Genomic DNA, 17,452 nt, shown 5'->3' with positions numbered 1-17,452 from the left:
TCCTCACCGATAGCGCCTCCGTGAATCGCCTCTTCGGCGTGACGGGTTCGCCGCGGCCGGGGGTCGGCTTGAGCGGCGGGGCGCAGTCCTTGCACTTCGGCACCGCCAGGGGTGTCGGCGGCGGGGCCCGGCCGGGGATTCATCTCGCTGGCCGAAGGTACATCCGCACCATAGCCTTCGCCCGCCAATACTTTCAGCACGGCCAGATTGGGGTTGGCCTTGATGGCAAAGGCAATATGCGGATTCTCGATTCCCGCCTTGGTCAGGGCTTCACGAAATACCTGAGCATGGCGCACCAATGTTGCTTGCGAATAGACATAGACTGGAGAGCCGACTTCATCGGCAATACGCGTCAGCGGAACGTTCTCGGCGTGCATCACGCCATCGATGATCTGGAAATGGTCCATAGCAGAGGGTTCAGCCGGGCTTCTTCGGATCTTCCGCGGTGGATTCCGCAGGCGGGTCGCCCTTATCTGCTTCTGCGCCGGGCGCAAGGTCAAAAGGATCGTCGCGGCGACGCTCCGACCGACGCATCAGTTCATCGCTACGCCCCGGGCGGGTCTGGACCGAGGGAGTCGACAGCTCTTCAGCACCGGGAATTTCGCTCTGGCCATAGGCCTTGTCGGGCATCGCCTGACCGGCCTTGGGCTGCAGATCGCCAGCCGTGCCGCCTCCCGCGAGCATCAGCGCAAGTAGCGCGCCGCAAACCAGTTTGCGCTTATCTGTCATAGTCCCAATTCCTTTCGGGCAGCCGCTACCGCTTCTTTTACCCGAAGTGGTGAAGCGCCGCCAGCGCTGGTGCGGCTGCGCACCGATCCCTCGACCGAAAGATCGGGCAGGCTGGTTCCGGCAAGTCTTGGATCAATGCTGGCAAGATCATCGGCAGTTAGCAACTCCAGCTCGCCGCCGCGCGTCTCGCACAGCTTGACCGCGCTGCCGGTGATGTGGTGCGCTTCGCGGAAAGGGATTCCATGTTCGCGCACCAGCCAGTCGGCCAGATCGGTTGCGGTGGAAAATCCCGTCGCAGCGACGGCGCGCATCCTAGCGACGTCAAAGGTAACGCTCGATACCATGCCGGTCATTGCGGCCAGACAGAGGTCGAGCAGGTCATGCGCTTCGAACAGCGGGGCTTTGTCGTTCTGCATGTCCTTCGAATAGGTCAGTGGTAGGCCCTTCATTGTCACCATCAGGCTGGTGAAGGCGCCAATGATCCGTCCCGCATGGCCGCGCACCAATTCGGCGGCGTCGGGGTTGCGCTTTTGTGGCATGATCGAACTTCCCGTCGACCAGGCGTCGGGCAGTTTGACGAAACCAAAGGGTTGCGACGCCCAGAGGATCATCTCTTCCGCCAGTCGCGACAGGTGGATCGCCGCTTGCGCTGCACATCCGAGATATTCGACGGCAAAGTCACGGTCGGAAACGCCGTCCATGCTGTTCGCGGTCGGTGCGTCGAAATCAAGTGCACGCGCGGTTGCGTGCCGGTCAATCGGGAAGGAGGTGCCCGCTAGCGCGGCCGAACCCAAGGGCGACTGGTTCATCCGTCGCGCGCAGTCGGCAAAGCGGCTACGGTCGCGTTTCATCATTTCATAATAGGCCATCAGGTGATGGCCGAGCGTCACCGGCTGGGCGACCTGCAAATGGGTGAAGCCGGGCATGATGCTTTCGGCATGCTCGCCTGCGCGCTCAACGAGTGCGGCCTGCAATCCTGCCAGCGCGGCGTCCACCTGTGCGCAGGCGCCCCGCACCCAGAGGCGGAAATCGGTCGCGACCTGGTCGTTGCGCGAGCGGGCCGTGTGCAGCCGTCCTGCCGCATCGCCAATCAACTCGCGAAGGCGGCTTTCGACCTGCATGTGGATGTCTTCCAGCTCGATATGCTCGGGCACACCCTGTTCCGCATATTCGCGCTCGATTGCGTCCAAACCGCCCAATATCGCTTCGACATCCGCATCAGAAAGGATGCCCTGCGCCCCCAGCATCGCCGCATGTGCCTTGCTGCCCGATATGTCCTGCCGCCAAAGCCGCTTGTCGACGGGGATGGAGGCGTTTATCTCGCGCATCACGTCTGCAGGGCCTGCGCCGAACCGGCCGCCCCACATGCTGCTGGAGTTTGATGTGCCGCGGGTAATGATCTTGTTCCTTCCCTTGATCGTGCCGCTGTTTCTGGCGGCTTGCGATAGGGAAACTGCGCCATCGGGGCAAGCGGAACCCGCCAAAGCACAAGAGTCGCCCAAAGCGGGCTTCGGACTGGAAAGCAAGAGCGGGTTGAAGGCCGAACTCAGCTATCGTTTCGCAGGACGCTCTGCGCCCGATGTCAGCTTTACCGGCGCCGATGGCCGTGAAGTTGCGTTTAGCGATTATTTCGGACGGCCATTATTGGTCAATCTATGGGCAACCTGGTGTGCGCCGTGCAAAGCGGAGATGCCGACGCTTGATGCACTCGCGGCGCTCGAAGAGGGCGAGATTACGGTGATAGCGGTGTCGCAGGATCTACAAGGCCGCAAACCGGTGCGCGCTTTTTTCGATTCGGCGCGAATCGGCAATCTCGAACCTTTTACCGATACGGACAATGCGCTGTCATCTTCGGTCGGCGGAACAATAGCGCTTCCGACGACGATCCTTTACGACAGTCAGGGCAAAGAAGTCTGGCGCATAGTCGGCGGGGTAGAATGGGACGATGCCGAGATTGCGAAGCTGCTCGAAGAGGCCGCCTGAGCGACACTTACATCAGGATGGGGCGCGGTTTCGGGCAATTGCAATTGCGATTGGGCTGACCCTCGGTCATGGAGCGAACAGCAGGCTTGCAGTTTTGCTGGCGCGTATCATTCGCGGTGTCGCGCTGGCCCTTGTTCTTCAGTAGGATAGTGGCAGGTGCCTTTTTAACCGCGAACGGTGAAACGCTAAGTGTCGCATGCGCAGGGCTGCAGAAAAGGGCAGACGCCAACAGTGCGCTACCAACAGCAGTTTTAAAGCTGATCCCTCTCATCGACACAGAATGCGTTCCTAAAGCTTGCTGCAAGATGAACGGCAAGGTCATGGTCCTGTCCTGGTGGGCGCTAACGGGCTCGAACCGCTGACCCTCTCGGTGTAAACGAGATGCTCTACCAACTGAGCTAAGCGCCCCAGCAGGACCAGCGCCGCCTTTGCCAAAGCTCCGCCGCCATGGCAAGTCATATCGGCACAGCGACCCGATCTGCGATGGTTTCAAAATAGTCTTTCAGCTTTCCGGTCATATTTTCGGACAGTTCGATATAGACGCGACGGGCATCATAAGGGTCCTGTCGCCGAATCAAATAGCCGGCTTCCGTCATATTGGTAATCCAGCGCAAAGCTGTCGTCGGTGGCACAGCGGCAGCGATGCAAAGGCTGGAAACCGAAACCTGCTGTCCTTCCTCTTGTGCTGCAAACAGGTCGAGCAAAATATCCCAACCCGGATCGGCAAACAAATCTTCGCCCAGCAGACGTTCGCGCATCCGGCGCAGCTTGATGATTTCACGGATGTGTCGCGTGTTGAATGGAGTGTTTCGTCCTGAAGGCTGCGCTATTGGCTTTAACGCATCGGCGGGGGCATGTCGAAAGTTGGAGGGCTTGTCGTTCACCGTTGAACTGGGATGCTTGTCATTCTCGGCGATATTTGCAAGCGTGCGCGCAAAATCAGCCAACTCACTACTAATTCGATGGAGGGCGCTGAGCTCACTCTGCCCTCCATCACGTGTACTATCAGTAAGGTGTTTTGCCTTCACCGCGCGCATAGCACCCGACAATATTGGGGCAGCTTGCCAGTCAGCCGCGTCGACAAAAAAGTGGCATCGATTCGGCGGCATTTCGGCGAAAGCCGCGTCCACGCCTTCAAGCGGCGCCCAGACCAGAGCTTCGGTTGCATTGCCGTAGAGATAGCGATGAATCTCGGCCCAATCCGCTGAAGCCGCATCGGAATCGGAGCAAAAGTCGATCAACAGAAAGTCGACGGATTCGCCCAGCGGACGAATCTGGCATCCACATTGCAGCGCTAACCGCTGCAATTCGTCAGCTCGTTCAGGCACCAAGCACAATATTCCAGCGGTTAGTCTGGGCTGGGTATAGTCAAAATCGGTCATCAGATGGTCCATCAAGCCGGGACCGGTTTTGCGCCGACCCTTGTGTACCACCACCCGTCACCACATTTCTCCAATATGGAGCAGATTGTCCATCCCAAATCCAGCTTTGCCTCGCCGCACACTGCGGCTAAGCATGGCACCATGCGAGCCATCGGCCTTTGTTGTGCCGGGTTTGCCACCTATTTCAGGAGTGCGAGTGTGAACAAAGGAATTAAAACATGGCCCCTATCGATTTTGCTGATGGCAGGAACGGCGATGCCGGCATTTGCTGAGGTTGCAAAGCCTGCCGCGGCACCCGCCGCAGTGAATTTGATGCTCGATCCATGGACCGGTCCCTATGACGGCGTGCCGCCCTGGGACAAGGTGAGGCCTGCCGATTTCCCCCCCGCCTTTGAAGAGGCGATGAAGCGGACCAAGGCCGAGTTTGAGGCCATCCTCACCAACCCTGCGCCAGTGACATTCGACAATACGATCAAGGCAAACGAACTCGCAGGCGCGTCGGTCAACCGACTATTTTCGATCTGGGGCGTGCACAGCTCCAACCTGTCCAATCCCGAGATTCGCAAGATCCAGGCGGAGTGGGAGCCCAAGATCAGCGCTTTCTTCAACGAGCTGCAGCTTGACGCGCGCTGGTTCCAGCGGGTGCAATATCTTTATCAGGAGCGGGAGAATCTGGGTCTGGACAAGGCGCAGATGCGCCTGCTCGAACGCACCTATGACGGCCTTGTCCGCAACGGCGCGCTGCTCAACGCAGAACAGAAGACGCAACTTATTGGAATCGAAACCGAGATTTCGAAAAAGTTTTCCGATTTCCAGAACAAGGTTCTGGCCGACGAAGAAACCTATATTTTGTTGACCGATCCGGCCGATGTTGCCGGTCTTCCCGACAGTTTTGTCGCTTCATTGAAGGCAGCGGCGGAAGCCAAGGGTAAGACAGGCTGGGCTGTTGCCAACACCCGCTCGGCGATCCAACCGTTCCTCGAAAATTCACCGCGTCGCGATCTGCGTGAAAAAATCTGGCGTGCCTTTGTCATGCGTGGCGACAATCAGGATGCCAATGACACCAACGCGACCATTGCCGAAATCCTGAAGCTACGCCAGCAACGCGCCGAGCTGCTCGGTTTCGAAACCCATGCGCATTATCGCATGGCCGACACCATGGCAAAGCAGCCTGAAAAGGCGATGGACCTGATGATGAAGGTCTGGCCTGCTGCTGTTGCCCGCGTGAAGGAAGAAGTCGCCGACATGCAGGTGATTGCCGACAAGGAAAAGGCCGGCATCACCATCGAGCCTTGGGACTATCGCTATTATGCGGAGAAGGTCCGCAAGGCGAAGTACGACCTCGACCAGAATGAGCTGAAGCCCTATTTTCAACTCGATAATATGGTCGCAGCGATGTTCGATGCGGCTGGCAAGCTATACGGTATGAGCTTTAGCGAAAATACCGGCACGGTGCCGGTATTCGAACCCGAAGTGCGCACTTTCGAAGTGAAGCGCGACGGCAAGGTGATCGGGCTCTTCTATCTTGATAACTTCGCGCGTGCCGGCAAACGCTCGGGCGCGTGGATGACGACCTATCGCGACCAGTTCAAGCTTTCGGGTAAGAACAACATCACGCTAGCTTCGAACAACAATAACTTTGTGAAGGGCGCAGGCGGTAAGCCAACCCTGATCAGCATCGACGACGCGTCGACGCTGTTCCATGAATTTGGTCACGCGATTCATTATCTGAACTATGACATCACTTGGCCGGGGCTGGGCAATACGCCGCGCGATTTCGTGGAATATCCGAGTCAGGTGAACGAGAATTGGCTGCTCACGCCTTATATTCTCAACACCTATGCCAAGCATGCGGAAACCGGCGAGCCAATCCCGCAGGCACTGGTCGACAAGATCAAGGCGAGCGACACCTTCATGCAGGGTTTCTCAACGGTCGAATATCTGTCGAGCGCGATCCTCGACATGATGCTGCACCACCGTAAGGATCCAGTCACCGATCCGCGCGCCTTTGAGAAAGAAGCACTCGCAAAGATCGGCATGCCGAAGGAAATGGTGATGCGGCACCGCCTGCCGCAGTTCAACCACCTCTTCTCGTCGGACGGATATTCGGCAGGCTATTACAGCTATCTGTGGTCGGAAACGATGGATGCCGACACTTGGGCAGCCTTCACCGAAAAGGGTGATGTCTGGGACAAGGAAACCGCAGAGCGTTTCCGGTCTATGCTGCTCTCGACCGGTAACGAGTCGGATCGCATCGAGGCCTATCGCGCGTTCCGTGGACGCGATCCGGATGTGAAATTTATCATGCAGAAGCGCGGCTTCCCGCTTCCCGCAGAAACGACCAAATAAGATGCGAAGGGCGGGGGTTTCCCCGCCCTTTTTCATTGGCGACATCACATGTTGCCGATTTTGCTTGTGCGGCACACTTATTGATATAAATATGATATCATATTTTATTGGAGGGCACCATGTCTGATTCGGTTTCATTGAACGCCAGCAAGGAACGCGGCGCACGCACATATAGCGGCTATCTGATGTTCGCTGTGGCCATGCTTCTTCTGGGTGTTTTTATCTGGTCGATCTTCAACGCCATCGAAATGCAGGGCGGTATAGGCCGTATCGGAGCAAGCATTGGCTGGTTCGTCGCTTTCACCATCGCCTCTTCTGGTTTTTATATGTTGCAGCCCAACCAGGCGGCGTCGATCACTATGTTCGGTTCCTATCAAGGTACTGACCGTAAGGAAGGCCTGCGCTGGGTCTGGCCGTGGATGACCTCGACTAAGATCTCGGTTCGCGCCAACAACCTGATTTCGGAAAAGATCAAGGTCAACGACCTGCGCGGCAACCCGATCGAGATCGCGGCACAGGTCGTCTGGCGCGTTACCGATACCGCACAGGCGCTGTTTGATGTCGATGATTATAAGGCGTTCGTCCTCGCGCAGATTGAGGCGGCGGTGCGCACCATCGGCTCGCGCTACCCCTATGACGATATCGAGCACAAGGAAGTCACGCTGCGCGGCAATCATGATGAAGTTGGTGCCGAATTGCGTACCGTTCTGATGGAAAGGCTCGCCGTTGCCGGCATCACCGTCGACGAATGCGGCTTCACCCACCTTGCTTATGCGCAGGAAATTGCCGGCGCCATGCTACGTCGCCAGCAGGCCGAAGCCGTCATTGCGGCGCGGAAGAAACTGGTCGAAGGCGCAGTGACGATGGTGGAAATGGCGCTGCATCAGCTTTCGGAAAAGGACGTCGTGCATCTGGATGACGAACGCAAGGCGGCGATGGTTTCCAACCTGATGGTTGTGCTGTGTGGTGAACGCGACACCCAGCCAGTCGTCAACACGGGCTCGCTTTACCAGTAAGCAGACGATGCCACCGCCTGCCAAAAAAGCCTTCCCACTCCGTCTCGATCCGGCGCTGTATGCCGCGATCGAGCGGGCGGCGACGGGCGATTTCCGGAGCGTAAATGCGCAGGTGGAAGTTCTGCTTCGCGAGGCGCTCGAGCGGCGCGGGGTGAAGGTTGGCGTAACTGAAGGCCCGCGTCGTGGTCGTCCGCCTGCCAAAGAAGGTTCCGGGTACGAATAGACCTGAAAGTACAACAAAGGAGAATATCCATGTTGCATCTGTTTTTCGATAAAGGCCCCTGGTTCCGGGCCAAGCGCTATGGCTATGGCGCAGGGTTGCCTTTCAAATGGCAGGGCTGGGTATTGCTGCTGTCGCATATGGCGCTGATCATCGGGCTGGCGCTTGGTCTCGGAGATCGACCCATGATTGCATTGCCGTTGATCCTGTTGGCCGGCTTTGCGCCGCTCCCAATTTATGCTTCGCGCACTGAGGGCGGTTGGAAATGGCGGATGGGAAAAGACTGATCAGGTCGCGCCCAATTTTGCCCAAGCCAGTTCCGCATATTCGCAGAGCAACGGACGGGTATCGCGCGGGTCGATTATGTCCTCAACATTGAACTTCTCGGCGGTGCGGAAGGGGGAGGTGACCGCGTTCAATCGCGCCTTGATCTCCTCCAGCTTCGCCGCCGGATCGTCGGCTGCCGCAATCTCCGATTTATAGGCTGCCTCTAGCCCGCCTGCGATTGGCAGGCTGCCCCAGTCGCCGCTGGGCCAGGCAAAGCGGTATTGGAAGCGCTCGCCATTCGACATCGCGCTGCCGGCGATGCCATAGGCACGGCGCACAATAACCGAGGCCCAGGGGACGGTCGCCTTGTACACCGCGTTCATCGCCTCGACCCCGTAGCGGATCGTGCCAGTGCGTTCGGCCTCCAGCCCGACCATGAAGCCGGGATTGTCGACCAGATGCACGACGGGCAATTTGAACTGCTCGACAAATTCGACAAAGCGCTTCACCTTCTGGCTGGTTAGCGCCTCCCACGATCCACCCAGAAAGGTCGGGTCACTGGCAAGCACCGCGACCGGCCAGCCATCGAGTCGCGCAAAGGCGGTGATCGCCGCACGGCCCCAGCGCTTGCCCATTTCAAACACCGATCCCTTGTCGAAAACGGAGGTCATCACCGCACGCATCGAATAGACCTGCTTGTCTTCACGCGGGACGATCGAAAGCAATTTTTCGTCGCGCCGGTCGATGGGATCAGTGCAGGCCGTGCGTGCGGCTAGCTTGCCAACCGAAGGCGGCAGGTAGGACAGGAAACGCCGGGCATAGGCAAAGGCTTCGTCTTCGCTCGCGACTTCTTCATCTACCACGCCGTTGCGGGCATGGATCTCGCTGCCGCCCAATTCTTCCTTGGAGAGTTCATCACCGATCTGGGCCGCGACTACCGGCCCTGCAGCGAAGAGCTGGCTCAGGCCCTTGACCATGATCGAATAGTGGCTGGCAACAGTGCGCGCCGCGCCCATCCCCGCCGTTGGTCCGAGTGCGAGCGCGACCACGGGAACCGTCTCGAGGTTCTTGATGATGTCTTCCCAGCTGGGCGTGACAGGCACATAGGTGTAGCCGGTATCTTCCAGCGTCTTGACCGATCCACCACCGCCGGTGCCGTCGATCATACGGATCAGCGGTAGGCCCATGGTGTGCGCCATCTTCTCACACTGGACGAATTTGCGATGCAGCGCGGCATCGGCGGCGCCACCGCGCACGGTGAAGTCATCGGCAGATGCTACGACCGGACGACCATCGATCTGGCCGCGACCGAAAATGAAGTTGGATGGGCTGAATTCCGCAAGGTCACCATTCTCGTCATAACTGCCCTTGCCCGCAATCTTTCCGATCTCGCGGAAACTGTCCGGATCGAGCAGCCGTTTCAACCGTTCGCGCGCATCGAGCTTTCCCTGCCCATGCTGCCGTGCGAGCTTCTCCTCGCCCCCCATTTTCTCCGCCAGCGCCTCACGCTCGCGCAGATGCTCAATCTCTCTCTTCCAGCTCATGCGATTTGCATAGCTGGTAAAAGGCGGGCGCTGCAAGCACGCCCGCCAAATGTGGTTATTTGAAGTTGAGTTGGCGCAGCAGGAATGACCCCATCACAGTGCGATACTTGGCGCGGTCACCCGACGCCGCTTCCATCTGTGCGTCGGTCTGCTTCATAAATTCGCGATAGGCGGTCGCACGCTTTTCTTCTTCGGCCGCATCCGGCATAGTCGAAAAGGATGTGACCAGATACAGGTCCGGTTCGCCCGGACGCGCGTTTACATTGGCGAGCACCTGATAGCCTGTAATCCAGCCCTTGGACTTCGCAAACTCCTGATTTTTGCGCCATGTGTTGGCCAAGAACATCGCATATTCATAGCCGCCACCATCGCTGACGTCGATCATGCCGACATCTTCATAGTCCCCCGGTGTAAAGGGTGAATTCTGCCCGGCAGCAGGTGTTGCAACAGACAGCATCAAGGGCACGGCGACCAGCGCCGCAAGCATAGACTTACGCATGACTTTCCTCCTCTTATCGGCTCCAGTTTTCGGAGCACCCACCTTGCCGCCAGTTCGGGCGACCCAGTTATCCGGTTGAGGACAAGGAGCGCGGAGGCTGCGCCTCTTGTAACCGAGAGTCAAATGTAAAAATCACATATTAACAATGGTATATGCCAAAAGGCAGGGCGACCAGGCGTCACTCTGACATGGACGATTGCAAAGATTGCCCCGCAAGCCAAGCAACCCTATATCACTCCCATGTCTTCCATTCGCCCCTGGCGCGATATCGCGCGTCGTCAATCCCGCCAAATCATGGTCGGTTCGGTTCCCATTGGTGGTGATGCGCCGATCGCGGTGCAGACGATGACCAACACTTTGACCAGCGACGCCAAGGCGACGATCGACCAGATCCGCCGGTGCGAAGATGCGGGCGTCGATATCATCCGCGTCTCCTGCCCCGATGTGGAAAGCACAGTCGCGCTCAAGCAGATCGTTCGCGCAGCGCATGCGCCAGTCGTAGCCGACATCCATTTCCACTATAAACGCGCGCTAGAGGCGGCGGATGCGGGAGCGGCCTGTCTGCGCATCAACCCCGGCAATATCGGTAGTGCAGAGCGGGTGAATGAAGTGGTCAATGCGGCCAAGGCCAATGGCTGCGCAATCCGCATTGGGGTGAACGCGGGCTCTCTCGAAAAGGACCTGCTCGAAAAATATGGCGAGCCTTGCCCAGAGGCGCTGATCGAATCCGCGCTCGACCATATCAAGCTGCTGCAGGATCGCGATTTCCACGAATATAAGGTGGCAGTGAAGGCCTCCGACGTCTTCCTCGCGGTTGCCGCCTATATGGGGTTGGCTGAAGCGGTCGACTGCCCGTTGCACCTCGGCATTACCGAGGCGGGTGGCTTGATCGGCGGCACGGTGAAATCGGCGCTCGGTATCGGCAATCTGCTCTGGGCCGGTATCGGCGATACCATCCGCGTCAGCCTTTCGGCAGAGCCCGAAGAAGAAGTCCGCGTTGGCTACGAAATCCTGAAGACCCTCGGCCTGCGCACCCGCGGCGTTCGCGTGGTCAGCTGCCCCAGCTGCGCAAGGCAGGGCTTTGACGTGATCCGCACCGTCCAGAAACTCGAAGATGCGCTGCAGCATATCAAGACGCCGATGTCGCTCTCGGTGCTCGGCTGCGTCGTCAACGGCCCCGGCGAAGCTCGTGAGACCGATATCGGCATCACCGGCGGCGGTAATGGCAAGCATATGGTCTATCTCTCGGGCGTCACCGACCACCATGTCGAAGATGCCGACATGATCGGCCATATTGTCAAGCTGGTCGAGGCCAAAGCGGCCGAGATTGAGGCCGGCACCGCAGTCAGCATGGATACGCTGCACGGCAAGGCCGCCTGAGCGCGGCTGGGGGCGGGGTAATGCCGACGCGCCACGGGCTTCCGCCCGCCCATCTGCTGCTCGCCATTGCTATCATGGCAGTATGGGGGACGAATTTCGTCGTCATCAAATTTGCGCTTGAGCACCTGCCGCCGCTGACTCTGGCCTTACTCCGTTTCACGCTGGCCTTCTTTCCGCTCGCCCTTTTCCTGCCCAGACCGAAAGTCGGCTGGACCAACCTTGCGGCCTATGGCGTTCTCATTGGGGCAGGGCAGTTCGGTATATTGTTCACTGCGATGCGCGCGGACATCACGCCGGGGCTGGCTTCGCTCGTCGTACAGACGCAGGTCTTTTTCACGATCTTTCTTTCGATGCGGCTGACGGGGGAGAAGGTCGGGCTCTACCAGATCGTCGCGCTGCTTTTGGCCAGCAGCGGACTTGCCGTGATCGCCTTCCACACCGATGGCAGCGCGACGCCGTTGGGCCTTGGGCTGGTGTTGCTCGCCGCGTTCAGCTGGTCGAGCGGGAACATGGTCGCACGGCAGGCCGCACCGCAAAACATGTTGTCCTATGTAGTGTGGTCGAGCATCTTTGCCGTGCCGCCGCTGTTGCTGTTTGCGCTTGTGCTCGAAGGCCCACAGGCGATGCTTGCCGGAATCGAAGCGGCCGATGGTGCGACCTGGGCGGCCGTGCTGTGGCAATCGGTAGGCAACACCATGTTCGGCTATGCCGCATGGGGCTGGCTGCTCAACCGTCATCCGGCGGGGGTCGTCGCGCCGATGGCGTTGATGGTACCTGTGTTTGGCATGGGTGCATCGGCGCTGCTGCTGGGTGAGCCGTTGCAGTCATGGAAGCTGGTCGCCTTCGCGTTGGTGATGGCGGGGTTGTCGGTCGGCATGCTATGGCCCCGGATCAGACAGGGAATGGGGAAATGACGCTTTCGATACGCGATGCCACCGCAGAGGATATTCCGCTGATTGCGCAATTCATTCGCGATCTCGCCGAATATGAACGGCTGGCGCATGAGGTGCGTTTTGACGAAGCGGTGTTGGAGTCCAAGCTGTTTGGGCCCCGCCCTTATGCCGAGGTGCTCATCGGAGAGATCGACGGCGAACCGCAGGGCTTTGCGCTGTTCTTCCACAATTTCTCGACCTTTGAGGGCAAGCCGGGGATTTATCTGGAGGATCTGTTCGTCCGACCCGAAGCGCGCGGATCGGGTCTTGGAAAGGCGCTGCTCAAGCGGCTCGCGGCGCTGGCTGTGGAGCGTGATTGCGCGCGGCTAGAATGGTCAGTGCTCGACTGGAATGAACCCGCGATCCAGTTCTACAAATCCTTGGGGGCGAAGCCGATGGACGAATGGACCATCTACCGTGCCGACGGGGCTGCACTGATCGATCTGGCGAAGGGCGGATGATGCACGCCCTGCTGTTTGCGTTGGCGCTTTCGGCGCCCGCCCCTGCGACGGTGCCCACGCCCGCACCCGTGCCGCCACCGGTTCGCGAAGCCTCTCCCGAAGACCGCTATTCCACCATCGCCTATGATCCGACCGAAGATGCGGCATCGGAACTTGAATTTCGGCTCAAAGGGACAGCGATTTCGGGCAAGAAATTGCTGATCATCATGGGTGGCAATTGGTGTCACGACAGCGCGGCATTGGCCAATCTGATCGATTCCCCCCGCTTCGTTGGTATGATCACGCAGAAATATGAGGTACTGTTTATCGATGTCGGCGTCCCGCAAACGGGGCGCGGTCGCAATTTGGATATCGCCAAACGGTTCGGAATCAAAAAGATCAAGGGCACACCGACGGTGCTGGTCGTGTCACCCGAAGGCAAGCTGCTCAACAGCAAGAAAGACGCTGCCAGCTGGCGCAACGCCGCGAGTAGGAATGAGGACGCAATCTACCGCTATTTTGCGGAATTTACCCCCGCTTAAGCCTGTTCGATTAGACAGGCGCTATGTGGAGGCTGCTTGCTCCCGTTGTTGTCCTTGCCGTCGCGATTGGCTGGTCCTTTCCGCGTAACCTTGTGCTGCCGGCGGCGGAGCCTGCGGACAAAGCGCATCATTATGTCATCGAGGGAAAGTCGGACGCCCGGAATGTCGGATCGGGCAGTTTCGACGCCGTTGAGCTGGAGCGCGAGACAGATGGGCATTTTTATGCCGCAGCCGATGTCGATGGCACGCCAATCCGCCTGATGGTTGATACTGGCGCGAGCATGATCGCGCTCAGCGCCGCCGATGCACGCAAGCTCGGCTTCGACTGGAACGCAAGTGAGTTGCAGCATGTCGGTCGCGGGGTGAATGGCGATGTTCTGGGCAAGCCCGTAAAGCTCGACAGCGTGACGGTGGGTGACCTTCAGGCAGACAATGTTGAGGCAGTGATTATCCCTGAAGGACTCGACGTATCTTTGCTCGGCCAATCCTTCCTGTCGCGGGTCGACAATGTGCAGATCGAAGGCGACCGGATGACGCTGAACTAGGGCGTCAGCGCCTCAGCAGAAACACCGCATGTTCGGCGAGCAGGTTCGCCATCGCGGCGCCGCGCTGTTTCTCACCCGTCAGATACCATTCGCCCTCGATCGTGTAGCCGCGTTCTTTCACAAAGCTTTTGAAATCATCGATGGTGACATGGTGGATGTTGGGCGTGTCGTACCAGCGGTGCGGCAATTGTTTGGTCACCGGCATCCGCCCACCAAACATATGCGCGAAACGTATCTTCCACTGGGCGAAATTGGGGAAAGAGACAAAGGCCTGCTTGCCTATACGCAGCAGCTGATCGAGCACAAGGTCGGGCCGCCGCGTGGTCTGCAACGTCTGGCTTAATATGGCATAGTCGAACGAATTGTCGGGATAGTCGGCCAAGTCGGTGTCGGCATCGCCCTGAACCACGGCGAGCCCGCGCGTCACTGCATTGGCAACATTGGTCGCGTCCAGTTCCATGCCCCGCGCGTCGATGCCCTTTTGATCACGCAACGCCGCCATAAGGGCGCCGTCTCCGCAGCCGACATCGAGCACGCGTGCGCCTTCACGAACATGCGCGGCGATGGCAGCAAGGTCGGGGCGTAACCCGTTCATTTATACACATCCGGAAAATGGCGCTGCATGAATGGCGCAGGATCGGTGACCTGCGTCCACCCAAGTCGGGCATATACGCCATGCGCGTCGCTTGTCGCCAGCATCCAGCGGCGCAGCCCTTGCAGTTCGGGATGTTCGTGTAGGGCTTTGACCATCGCTTGCGCCAGTCCCTGCCCCTGATGCTCTTCTAGGACATAGACATCGGCCAGATAGGCAAATGTTGCCCGGTCGGTCGTGACACGGCCAAAGCCGACTTGCGCCCCCTGTTTGAAAACGCCGACACCGATCGAGTTGGCGACGGCGGTACGGACGGTGGCGAGCGGAATCCCCGTCGACCAATAGCTGCGCGTCAGATAGGCGTGAATGGCGTCGAGCTGCATCGCTGCCCGATCGGTTGAGAGGTGGTAGCCATTGCCAAGGTCGATCATAATCCGCCCGCTTTCAGAAAGCCGTCGACGATCCGGTTCATTTCTGGCGCCTCGAGCAGGAAGGCGTCATGGCCGAAGGGGCTCGAGAGTTCGACAAAGCTTGCCGCTGCCCCGGCGGCATTGAGCGCCTGCACCACGCGCTTGGATTCGATTGTGGGGTAAAGCCAGTCGCTGTCGAAGCTGACCAGGCAGAAGCGGGTGCGGGTGCCCTGAAAGGCCTTGGCCAGCGCGCCGCCATGCTCCTCGGCCAGATCATAATAGTCCATCGCGCGGGTGATATAGAGATAGGAGTTGGCATCGAAGCGCTCGACGAAACTCAGTCCCTGATGCCGCAAATAGCTTTCGACCTGGAAATCGGCATCGAAACCGAAGGTCTTGGTCTCGCGGTCCTGCAACTGACGCCCGAATTTCTGCGTTAGGCCTTCTTCGGACAGATAAGTGATATGCGCCGCCATGCGTGCGACCGCGAGGCCGGCATCGGGCTGGTCGACCGAGCCGTAATAATTGCCGCCCTGCCAATGGGGGTCGGCCATGATCGCCTGCCGCCCCACTTCGTGGAAGGCGATATTCTGCGCGCTGTGCCGCGCGGTCGAGGCGATCACGATGGCGGATTGGACGCGGTCGGGGAAAAGCGACGCCCAGGTCAGCGCCTGCATCCCCCCCATCGAGCCACCGATGACGCAGGCGAGACGTTCGATGCCCAGATGGTCGAGCAGAATTGCCTGTGCGCGCACCATATCGGCGATGGTGATGACCGGGAATTCCATAGCATAGGGCTCACCCGTACCAGGATCGAAGCTGGCGGGGCCTGATGAGCCCATGCAACTGCCGAGTACGTTGATGCAAATGATGCAGTGGCGCGCGGGGTCAACGGGCTTGCCTTCGCCCACCAGACGCGTCCACCATCCGGGTTTGCCGGTACGCGGATGGGTCGAAGCAACATATTGGTCGCCGGTCAGCGCATGGCAGATCAGGATCGCGTTCGACTTGTCGCCGTTCAGTTCGCCATAGGTTTCATAGGCGAATTCGACGGGCGCAAATTGCACGCCGCTGTCGAGCCTTACCGGCCCCAGCAGTTTTGTCCGCCTGTCGAGGCCAAAGCGACCGTCTTCACCCATGTTTTGCGCCATATCAGGCAAGGCGGTTAAAACAATAGCTTGGTTGCGTGGACGGCAGGGCGAGGCTATGGCGCGCGCCATGACACAGCCTGAAGCCAAACCCTGGATCAACGCCATTCATGCCTATACGCCTGGCAAGGCGAAAAGCGATGACGGGCGCGTGCTGATCAAATTGTCGGCCAACGAAAATCCGCTTGGGTGCAGCGATCATGCTACCGCTGCGCTGGTTGAGGCGCGCGCCACGCTCGCACGCTATCCCGACCCGGCCTCGAACGCACTGCGCGAGGCGCTGGGCAAGGCCTATGGACTTGAGGCCGACCAGATCGTTTGCGGCACCGGTTCGGACGAGCTGCTGAACCTGATCGCGATGGGCTATGCCGGGGCGGGGGATGAGATCATCTACGTCCGATACGGCTTTTCGGTTTACGATATTGCCGCGCGCAAATGTGCCGCGACTGTAGTTGTTGCACCTGACAAAGATTATGGCACCGACGTCGATGCGCTGTTGGCGCTGGTGAATGAAAAGACCCGCGTGGTCTTCATCGCCAATCCGAACAATCCGACCGGCACCTTTAGCGACGATGCCGAAATCGCGCGGTTGCATGCCGGTTTGCCTGCCGATTGCGTGCTGGTACTTGATCAGGCCTATGGCGAATATCTGGAGGATGACGGCCCGGCAGCTTTCGATCTGGCGCGCAAACATGCCAATGTCCTCATCACCCGCACCTTCTCGAAGATTTACGGGCTGGCCGCAGAACGCATCGGCTGGGCCTATGGCCAGCCCGGGTTGATCGCCACGCTGAACCGCATCCGTGCACCGTTCAACGTCACCAGTGCCGGTCAGGCGGCGGCGATTGCAGCGCTGGCTGATACTGATTTTGTCACACACAGCCGCGCGCATAACCTCCAATGGCGCAACTGGATGGCAGGTGAAATCGCTTCGCTGTCCAATCACGGACTGAAGGCGATCCCCAGCTGGGCGAATTTCCTGATGATTATTTTCGAAGGCAAGACCAGCGCCGAAACCGTCTACAAGGACCTTATGGACGAAGGCTATATCGTCCGTTGGCTGCCAGGGCAGGGACTGGCCAATGGCCTGCGCATCACCATCGGCAGCGAAGAGGAAAATCTTGGGGTGATAGCGGCGCTGCGCAAGATATTGGAAGCGCACAACTGATGCTGCCTTTTGCGCGTGTCTCGATTATCGGACTGGGCCTTATAGGCTCTTCGGTAGCGCGCGCGGTCAAGGCTAATATGCCCGAGGTGCGGGTCACCGGCTTTGACGCCGACCCCGAAGTGCGTGATCGCGCACGCGATTTGGGCTTTTGCGACGATGTGGCCGAAACGGTAGGAACCGCCGTTATCGATGCCGGCCTCGTCATTCTTTGCGTTCCGGTGGGAGCGATGGGTCCGGTCGCGGAATTGAGGGCGACGGACTTGCCCGCCGATGCCATCGTCAGCGATGTCGGCAGTTGCAAGCAGA

At 59.2% G+C, this 17,452-nt stretch carries 21 protein-coding genes, 1 tRNA gene and 1 pseudogene; 12 read left to right on the top strand and 11 right to left on the bottom strand.

What is annotated here, in order from left to right; all coding sequences use genetic code 11:
• The 3 genes and pseudogenes from Q0239_RS09290 to argH form a co-directional block, all read right to left on the bottom strand.
• Positions 1-407: pseudogene (locus tag Q0239_RS09290) on the bottom strand (hypothetical protein); the annotation flags it as partial.
• Positions 408-417: 10 nt separating this feature from the next.
• A complete protein-coding gene (locus tag Q0239_RS09285) occupies positions 418-729 on the bottom strand; it encodes a hypothetical protein (protein WP_298601668.1) in 312 nt (103 codons plus the stop codon).
• Positions 726-2,096, bottom strand: a complete 1,371-nt coding sequence (argH, locus tag Q0239_RS09280) for an argininosuccinate lyase (RefSeq protein ID WP_298601665.1) — start codon at positions 2,094-2,096, stop codon at positions 726-728. Before argH ends, Q0239_RS09285 begins: the two co-directional genes overlap by 4 nt.
• Between argH and Q0239_RS09275 the strand changes: the two genes are divergently transcribed.
• Positions 2,095-2,712 carry a TlpA disulfide reductase family protein gene (locus Q0239_RS09275; protein ID WP_298601662.1) on the top strand — a complete coding sequence of 206 codons (618 nt, stop codon included), beginning with the start codon at positions 2,095-2,097 and terminating at the stop codon, positions 2,710-2,712. The two genes, argH and Q0239_RS09275, sit on opposite strands and share 2 nt — an antisense overlap.
• A 7-nt stretch (positions 2,713-2,719) precedes the next feature.
• Here the strand turns inward: Q0239_RS09275 and Q0239_RS09270 are convergent, their stop codons facing one another.
• The 3 genes from Q0239_RS09270 to Q0239_RS09260 form a co-directional block, all read right to left on the bottom strand.
• Positions 2,720-3,034, bottom strand: coding sequence for a hypothetical protein (locus Q0239_RS09270; RefSeq protein ID WP_298601659.1), 315 nt, complete (start codon positions 3,032-3,034; stop codon positions 2,720-2,722).
• A gap of 10 nt (positions 3,035-3,044) precedes the next feature.
• A tRNA-Val gene (locus Q0239_RS09265) sits at positions 3,045-3,120 on the bottom strand.
• 47 nt (positions 3,121-3,167) lie between these two features.
• Entirely contained in the window at positions 3,168-4,094 is a 927-nt protein-coding gene (locus Q0239_RS09260; RefSeq protein ID WP_298601657.1) for a hypothetical protein, read from the bottom strand.
• Between the two features lie 198 nt (positions 4,095-4,292).
• On the opposite strand from Q0239_RS09260, the gene Q0239_RS09255 reads away from it, so the two are divergent.
• From Q0239_RS09255 to Q0239_RS09240, 4 genes are all read left to right on the top strand, one after another.
• Positions 4,293-6,443, top strand: a complete 2,151-nt coding sequence (locus Q0239_RS09255) for a M3 family metallopeptidase (RefSeq protein WP_298601654.1) — start codon at positions 4,293-4,295, stop codon at positions 6,441-6,443.
• Between the two features lie 119 nt (positions 6,444-6,562).
• Positions 6,563-7,459 (top strand): SPFH domain-containing protein, encoded by an 897-nt coding sequence (locus Q0239_RS09250; protein ID WP_298601651.1) that lies wholly within the window; start codon positions 6,563-6,565, stop codon positions 7,457-7,459.
• 7 nt (positions 7,460-7,466) lie between these two features.
• Positions 7,467-7,682: a toxin-antitoxin system HicB family antitoxin gene (locus tag Q0239_RS09245; protein WP_298601610.1), complete on the top strand. Its 216-nt coding sequence runs from the start codon at positions 7,467-7,469 to the stop codon at positions 7,680-7,682.
• A 29-nt stretch (positions 7,683-7,711) separates the two neighbouring features.
• Positions 7,712-7,966, top strand: coding sequence for a hypothetical protein (locus tag Q0239_RS09240; protein WP_298601607.1), 255 nt, complete (start codon positions 7,712-7,714; stop codon positions 7,964-7,966).
• Here the strand turns inward: Q0239_RS09240 and Q0239_RS09235 are convergent, their stop codons facing one another.
• Complete coding sequence (locus tag Q0239_RS09235; RefSeq protein WP_298601604.1) at positions 7,967-9,490, bottom strand: acyl-CoA carboxylase subunit beta; 1,524 nt, start codon at positions 9,488-9,490, stop codon at positions 7,967-7,969.
• 55 nt (positions 9,491-9,545) lie between these two features.
• Entirely contained in the window at positions 9,546-9,989 is a 444-nt protein-coding gene (locus tag Q0239_RS09230; RefSeq protein WP_298601601.1) for a hypothetical protein, read from the bottom strand.
• A gap of 240 nt (positions 9,990-10,229) precedes the next feature.
• Here Q0239_RS09230 and ispG point away from each other — a divergent pair, with 240 nt between their 5' ends.
• Genes ispG through Q0239_RS09205 form a run of 5 tightly spaced genes read left to right on the top strand, consistent with a single transcriptional unit; the run spans position 10,230 to position 13,828 of the window.
• Positions 10,230-11,369: a flavodoxin-dependent (E)-4-hydroxy-3-methylbut-2-enyl-diphosphate synthase gene (gene ispG / locus Q0239_RS09225; protein ID WP_298601598.1), complete on the top strand. Its 1,140-nt coding sequence runs from the start codon at positions 10,230-10,232 to the stop codon at positions 11,367-11,369.
• A gap of 20 nt (positions 11,370-11,389) precedes the next feature.
• Positions 11,390-12,283: an EamA family transporter gene (locus Q0239_RS09220; RefSeq protein ID WP_298601595.1), complete on the top strand. Its 894-nt coding sequence runs from the start codon at positions 11,390-11,392 to the stop codon at positions 12,281-12,283.
• Positions 12,280-12,762, top strand: coding sequence for a GNAT family N-acetyltransferase (locus tag Q0239_RS09215; RefSeq protein ID WP_298601592.1), 483 nt, complete (start codon positions 12,280-12,282; stop codon positions 12,760-12,762). Before Q0239_RS09220 ends, Q0239_RS09215 begins: the two co-directional genes overlap by 4 nt.
• Positions 12,759-13,283, top strand: coding sequence for a thioredoxin family protein (locus Q0239_RS09210; protein ID WP_298601589.1), 525 nt, complete (start codon positions 12,759-12,761; stop codon positions 13,281-13,283). The genes Q0239_RS09215 and Q0239_RS09210 overlap by 4 nt, the downstream gene beginning before the upstream one ends.
• 23 nt (positions 13,284-13,306) lie before the next feature.
• Positions 13,307-13,828 carry a TIGR02281 family clan AA aspartic protease gene (locus tag Q0239_RS09205; protein WP_298601586.1) on the top strand — a complete coding sequence of 174 codons (522 nt, stop codon included), beginning with the start codon at positions 13,307-13,309 and terminating at the stop codon, positions 13,826-13,828.
• A 4-nt stretch (positions 13,829-13,832) separates the two neighbouring features.
• Here the strand turns inward: Q0239_RS09205 and metW are convergent, their stop codons facing one another.
• From metW to Q0239_RS09190, 3 genes are read right to left on the bottom strand one after another with little or no spacing between them, the layout of a single operon-like run.
• Positions 13,833-14,423, bottom strand: coding sequence for a methionine biosynthesis protein MetW (gene metW / locus Q0239_RS09200; RefSeq protein WP_298601583.1), 591 nt, complete (start codon positions 14,421-14,423; stop codon positions 13,833-13,835).
• On the bottom strand, positions 14,420-14,851 hold the full coding sequence (locus tag Q0239_RS09195; RefSeq protein WP_298601579.1) for a GNAT family N-acetyltransferase: 432 nt from the start codon (positions 14,849-14,851) through the stop codon (positions 14,420-14,422). The genes metW and Q0239_RS09195 overlap by 4 nt, the downstream gene beginning before the upstream one ends.
• Positions 14,848-15,981 (bottom strand): homoserine O-acetyltransferase, encoded by a 1,134-nt coding sequence (locus Q0239_RS09190; RefSeq protein WP_298601671.1) that lies wholly within the window; start codon positions 15,979-15,981, stop codon positions 14,848-14,850. Before Q0239_RS09190 ends, Q0239_RS09195 begins: the two co-directional genes overlap by 4 nt.
• A 67-nt stretch (positions 15,982-16,048) precedes the next feature.
• On the opposite strand from Q0239_RS09190, the gene hisC reads away from it, so the two are divergent.
• The gene (gene hisC, locus Q0239_RS09185; protein ID WP_298601576.1) at positions 16,049-17,146 is read left to right on the top strand and encodes a histidinol-phosphate transaminase; all 1,098 of its coding nucleotides are present in this window, start codon (positions 16,049-16,051) and stop codon (positions 17,144-17,146) included.
• The coding region (locus Q0239_RS09180; protein ID WP_298601574.1) for a prephenate dehydrogenase/arogenate dehydrogenase family protein at positions 17,146-17,452 on the top strand (307 nt) is incomplete at its 3' end. The genes hisC and Q0239_RS09180, both read left to right, overlap by 1 nt.

Source organism: uncultured Sphingorhabdus sp. (assembly GCF_937872355.1).
In the GTDB taxonomy this organism is placed as follows: Bacteria; Pseudomonadota; Alphaproteobacteria; order Sphingomonadales; family Sphingomonadaceae; genus Sphingorhabdus_B.
This window is presented reverse-complemented; position numbering and strand designations above follow the sequence as displayed.

What these genes read in the sequence shown, in the direction of transcription:
- Q0239_RS09210 (WP_298601589.1), top strand. Translation starts at nt 12,759, where the DNA reads ATGATGCACGCCCTGCTGTTTGCGTTGGCGCTTTCGGCGCCCGCCCCT.
- ispG (WP_298601598.1), top strand. Translation starts at nt 10,230, where the DNA reads ATGTCTTCCATTCGCCCCTGGCGCGATATCGCGCGTCGTCAATCCCGC.
- Q0239_RS09235 (WP_298601604.1), bottom strand. Translation starts at nt 9,490, where the DNA reads ATGAGCTGGAAGAGAGAGATTGAGCATCTGCGCGAGCGTGAGGCGCTG.
- Q0239_RS09190 (WP_298601671.1), bottom strand. Translation starts at nt 15,981, where the DNA reads ATGGCGCAAAACATGGGTGAAGACGGTCGCTTTGGCCTCGACAGGCGG.
- metW (WP_298601583.1), bottom strand. Translation starts at nt 14,423, where the DNA reads ATGAACGGGTTACGCCCCGACCTTGCTGCCATCGCCGCGCATGTTCGT.
- Q0239_RS09220 (WP_298601595.1), top strand. Translation starts at nt 11,390, where the DNA reads ATGCCGACGCGCCACGGGCTTCCGCCCGCCCATCTGCTGCTCGCCATT.
- Q0239_RS09240 (WP_298601607.1), top strand. Translation starts at nt 7,712, where the DNA reads ATGTTGCATCTGTTTTTCGATAAAGGCCCCTGGTTCCGGGCCAAGCGC.
- Q0239_RS09230 (WP_298601601.1), bottom strand. Translation starts at nt 9,989, where the DNA reads ATGCGTAAGTCTATGCTTGCGGCGCTGGTCGCCGTGCCCTTGATGCTG.
- Q0239_RS09260 (WP_298601657.1), bottom strand. Translation starts at nt 4,094, where the DNA reads ATGACCGATTTTGACTATACCCAGCCCAGACTAACCGCTGGAATATTG.
- hisC (WP_298601576.1), top strand. Translation starts at nt 16,049, where the DNA reads ATGACACAGCCTGAAGCCAAACCCTGGATCAACGCCATTCATGCCTAT.
- Q0239_RS09275 (WP_298601662.1), top strand. Translation starts at nt 2,095, where the DNA reads ATGCTGCTGGAGTTTGATGTGCCGCGGGTAATGATCTTGTTCCTTCCC.
- Q0239_RS09215 (WP_298601592.1), top strand. Translation starts at nt 12,280, where the DNA reads ATGACGCTTTCGATACGCGATGCCACCGCAGAGGATATTCCGCTGATT.
- argH (WP_298601665.1), bottom strand. Translation starts at nt 2,096, where the DNA reads ATGTGGGGCGGCCGGTTCGGCGCAGGCCCTGCAGACGTGATGCGCGAG.
- Q0239_RS09245 (WP_298601610.1), top strand. Translation starts at nt 7,467, where the DNA reads ATGCCACCGCCTGCCAAAAAAGCCTTCCCACTCCGTCTCGATCCGGCG.
- Q0239_RS09195 (WP_298601579.1), bottom strand. Translation starts at nt 14,851, where the DNA reads ATGATCGACCTTGGCAATGGCTACCACCTCTCAACCGATCGGGCAGCG.
- Q0239_RS09270 (WP_298601659.1), bottom strand. Translation starts at nt 3,034, where the DNA reads ATGACCTTGCCGTTCATCTTGCAGCAAGCTTTAGGAACGCATTCTGTG.
- Q0239_RS09205 (WP_298601586.1), top strand. Translation starts at nt 13,307, where the DNA reads ATGTGGAGGCTGCTTGCTCCCGTTGTTGTCCTTGCCGTCGCGATTGGC.
- Q0239_RS09285 (WP_298601668.1), bottom strand. Translation starts at nt 729, where the DNA reads ATGACAGATAAGCGCAAACTGGTTTGCGGCGCGCTACTTGCGCTGATG.
- Q0239_RS09250 (WP_298601651.1), top strand. Translation starts at nt 6,563, where the DNA reads ATGTCTGATTCGGTTTCATTGAACGCCAGCAAGGAACGCGGCGCACGC.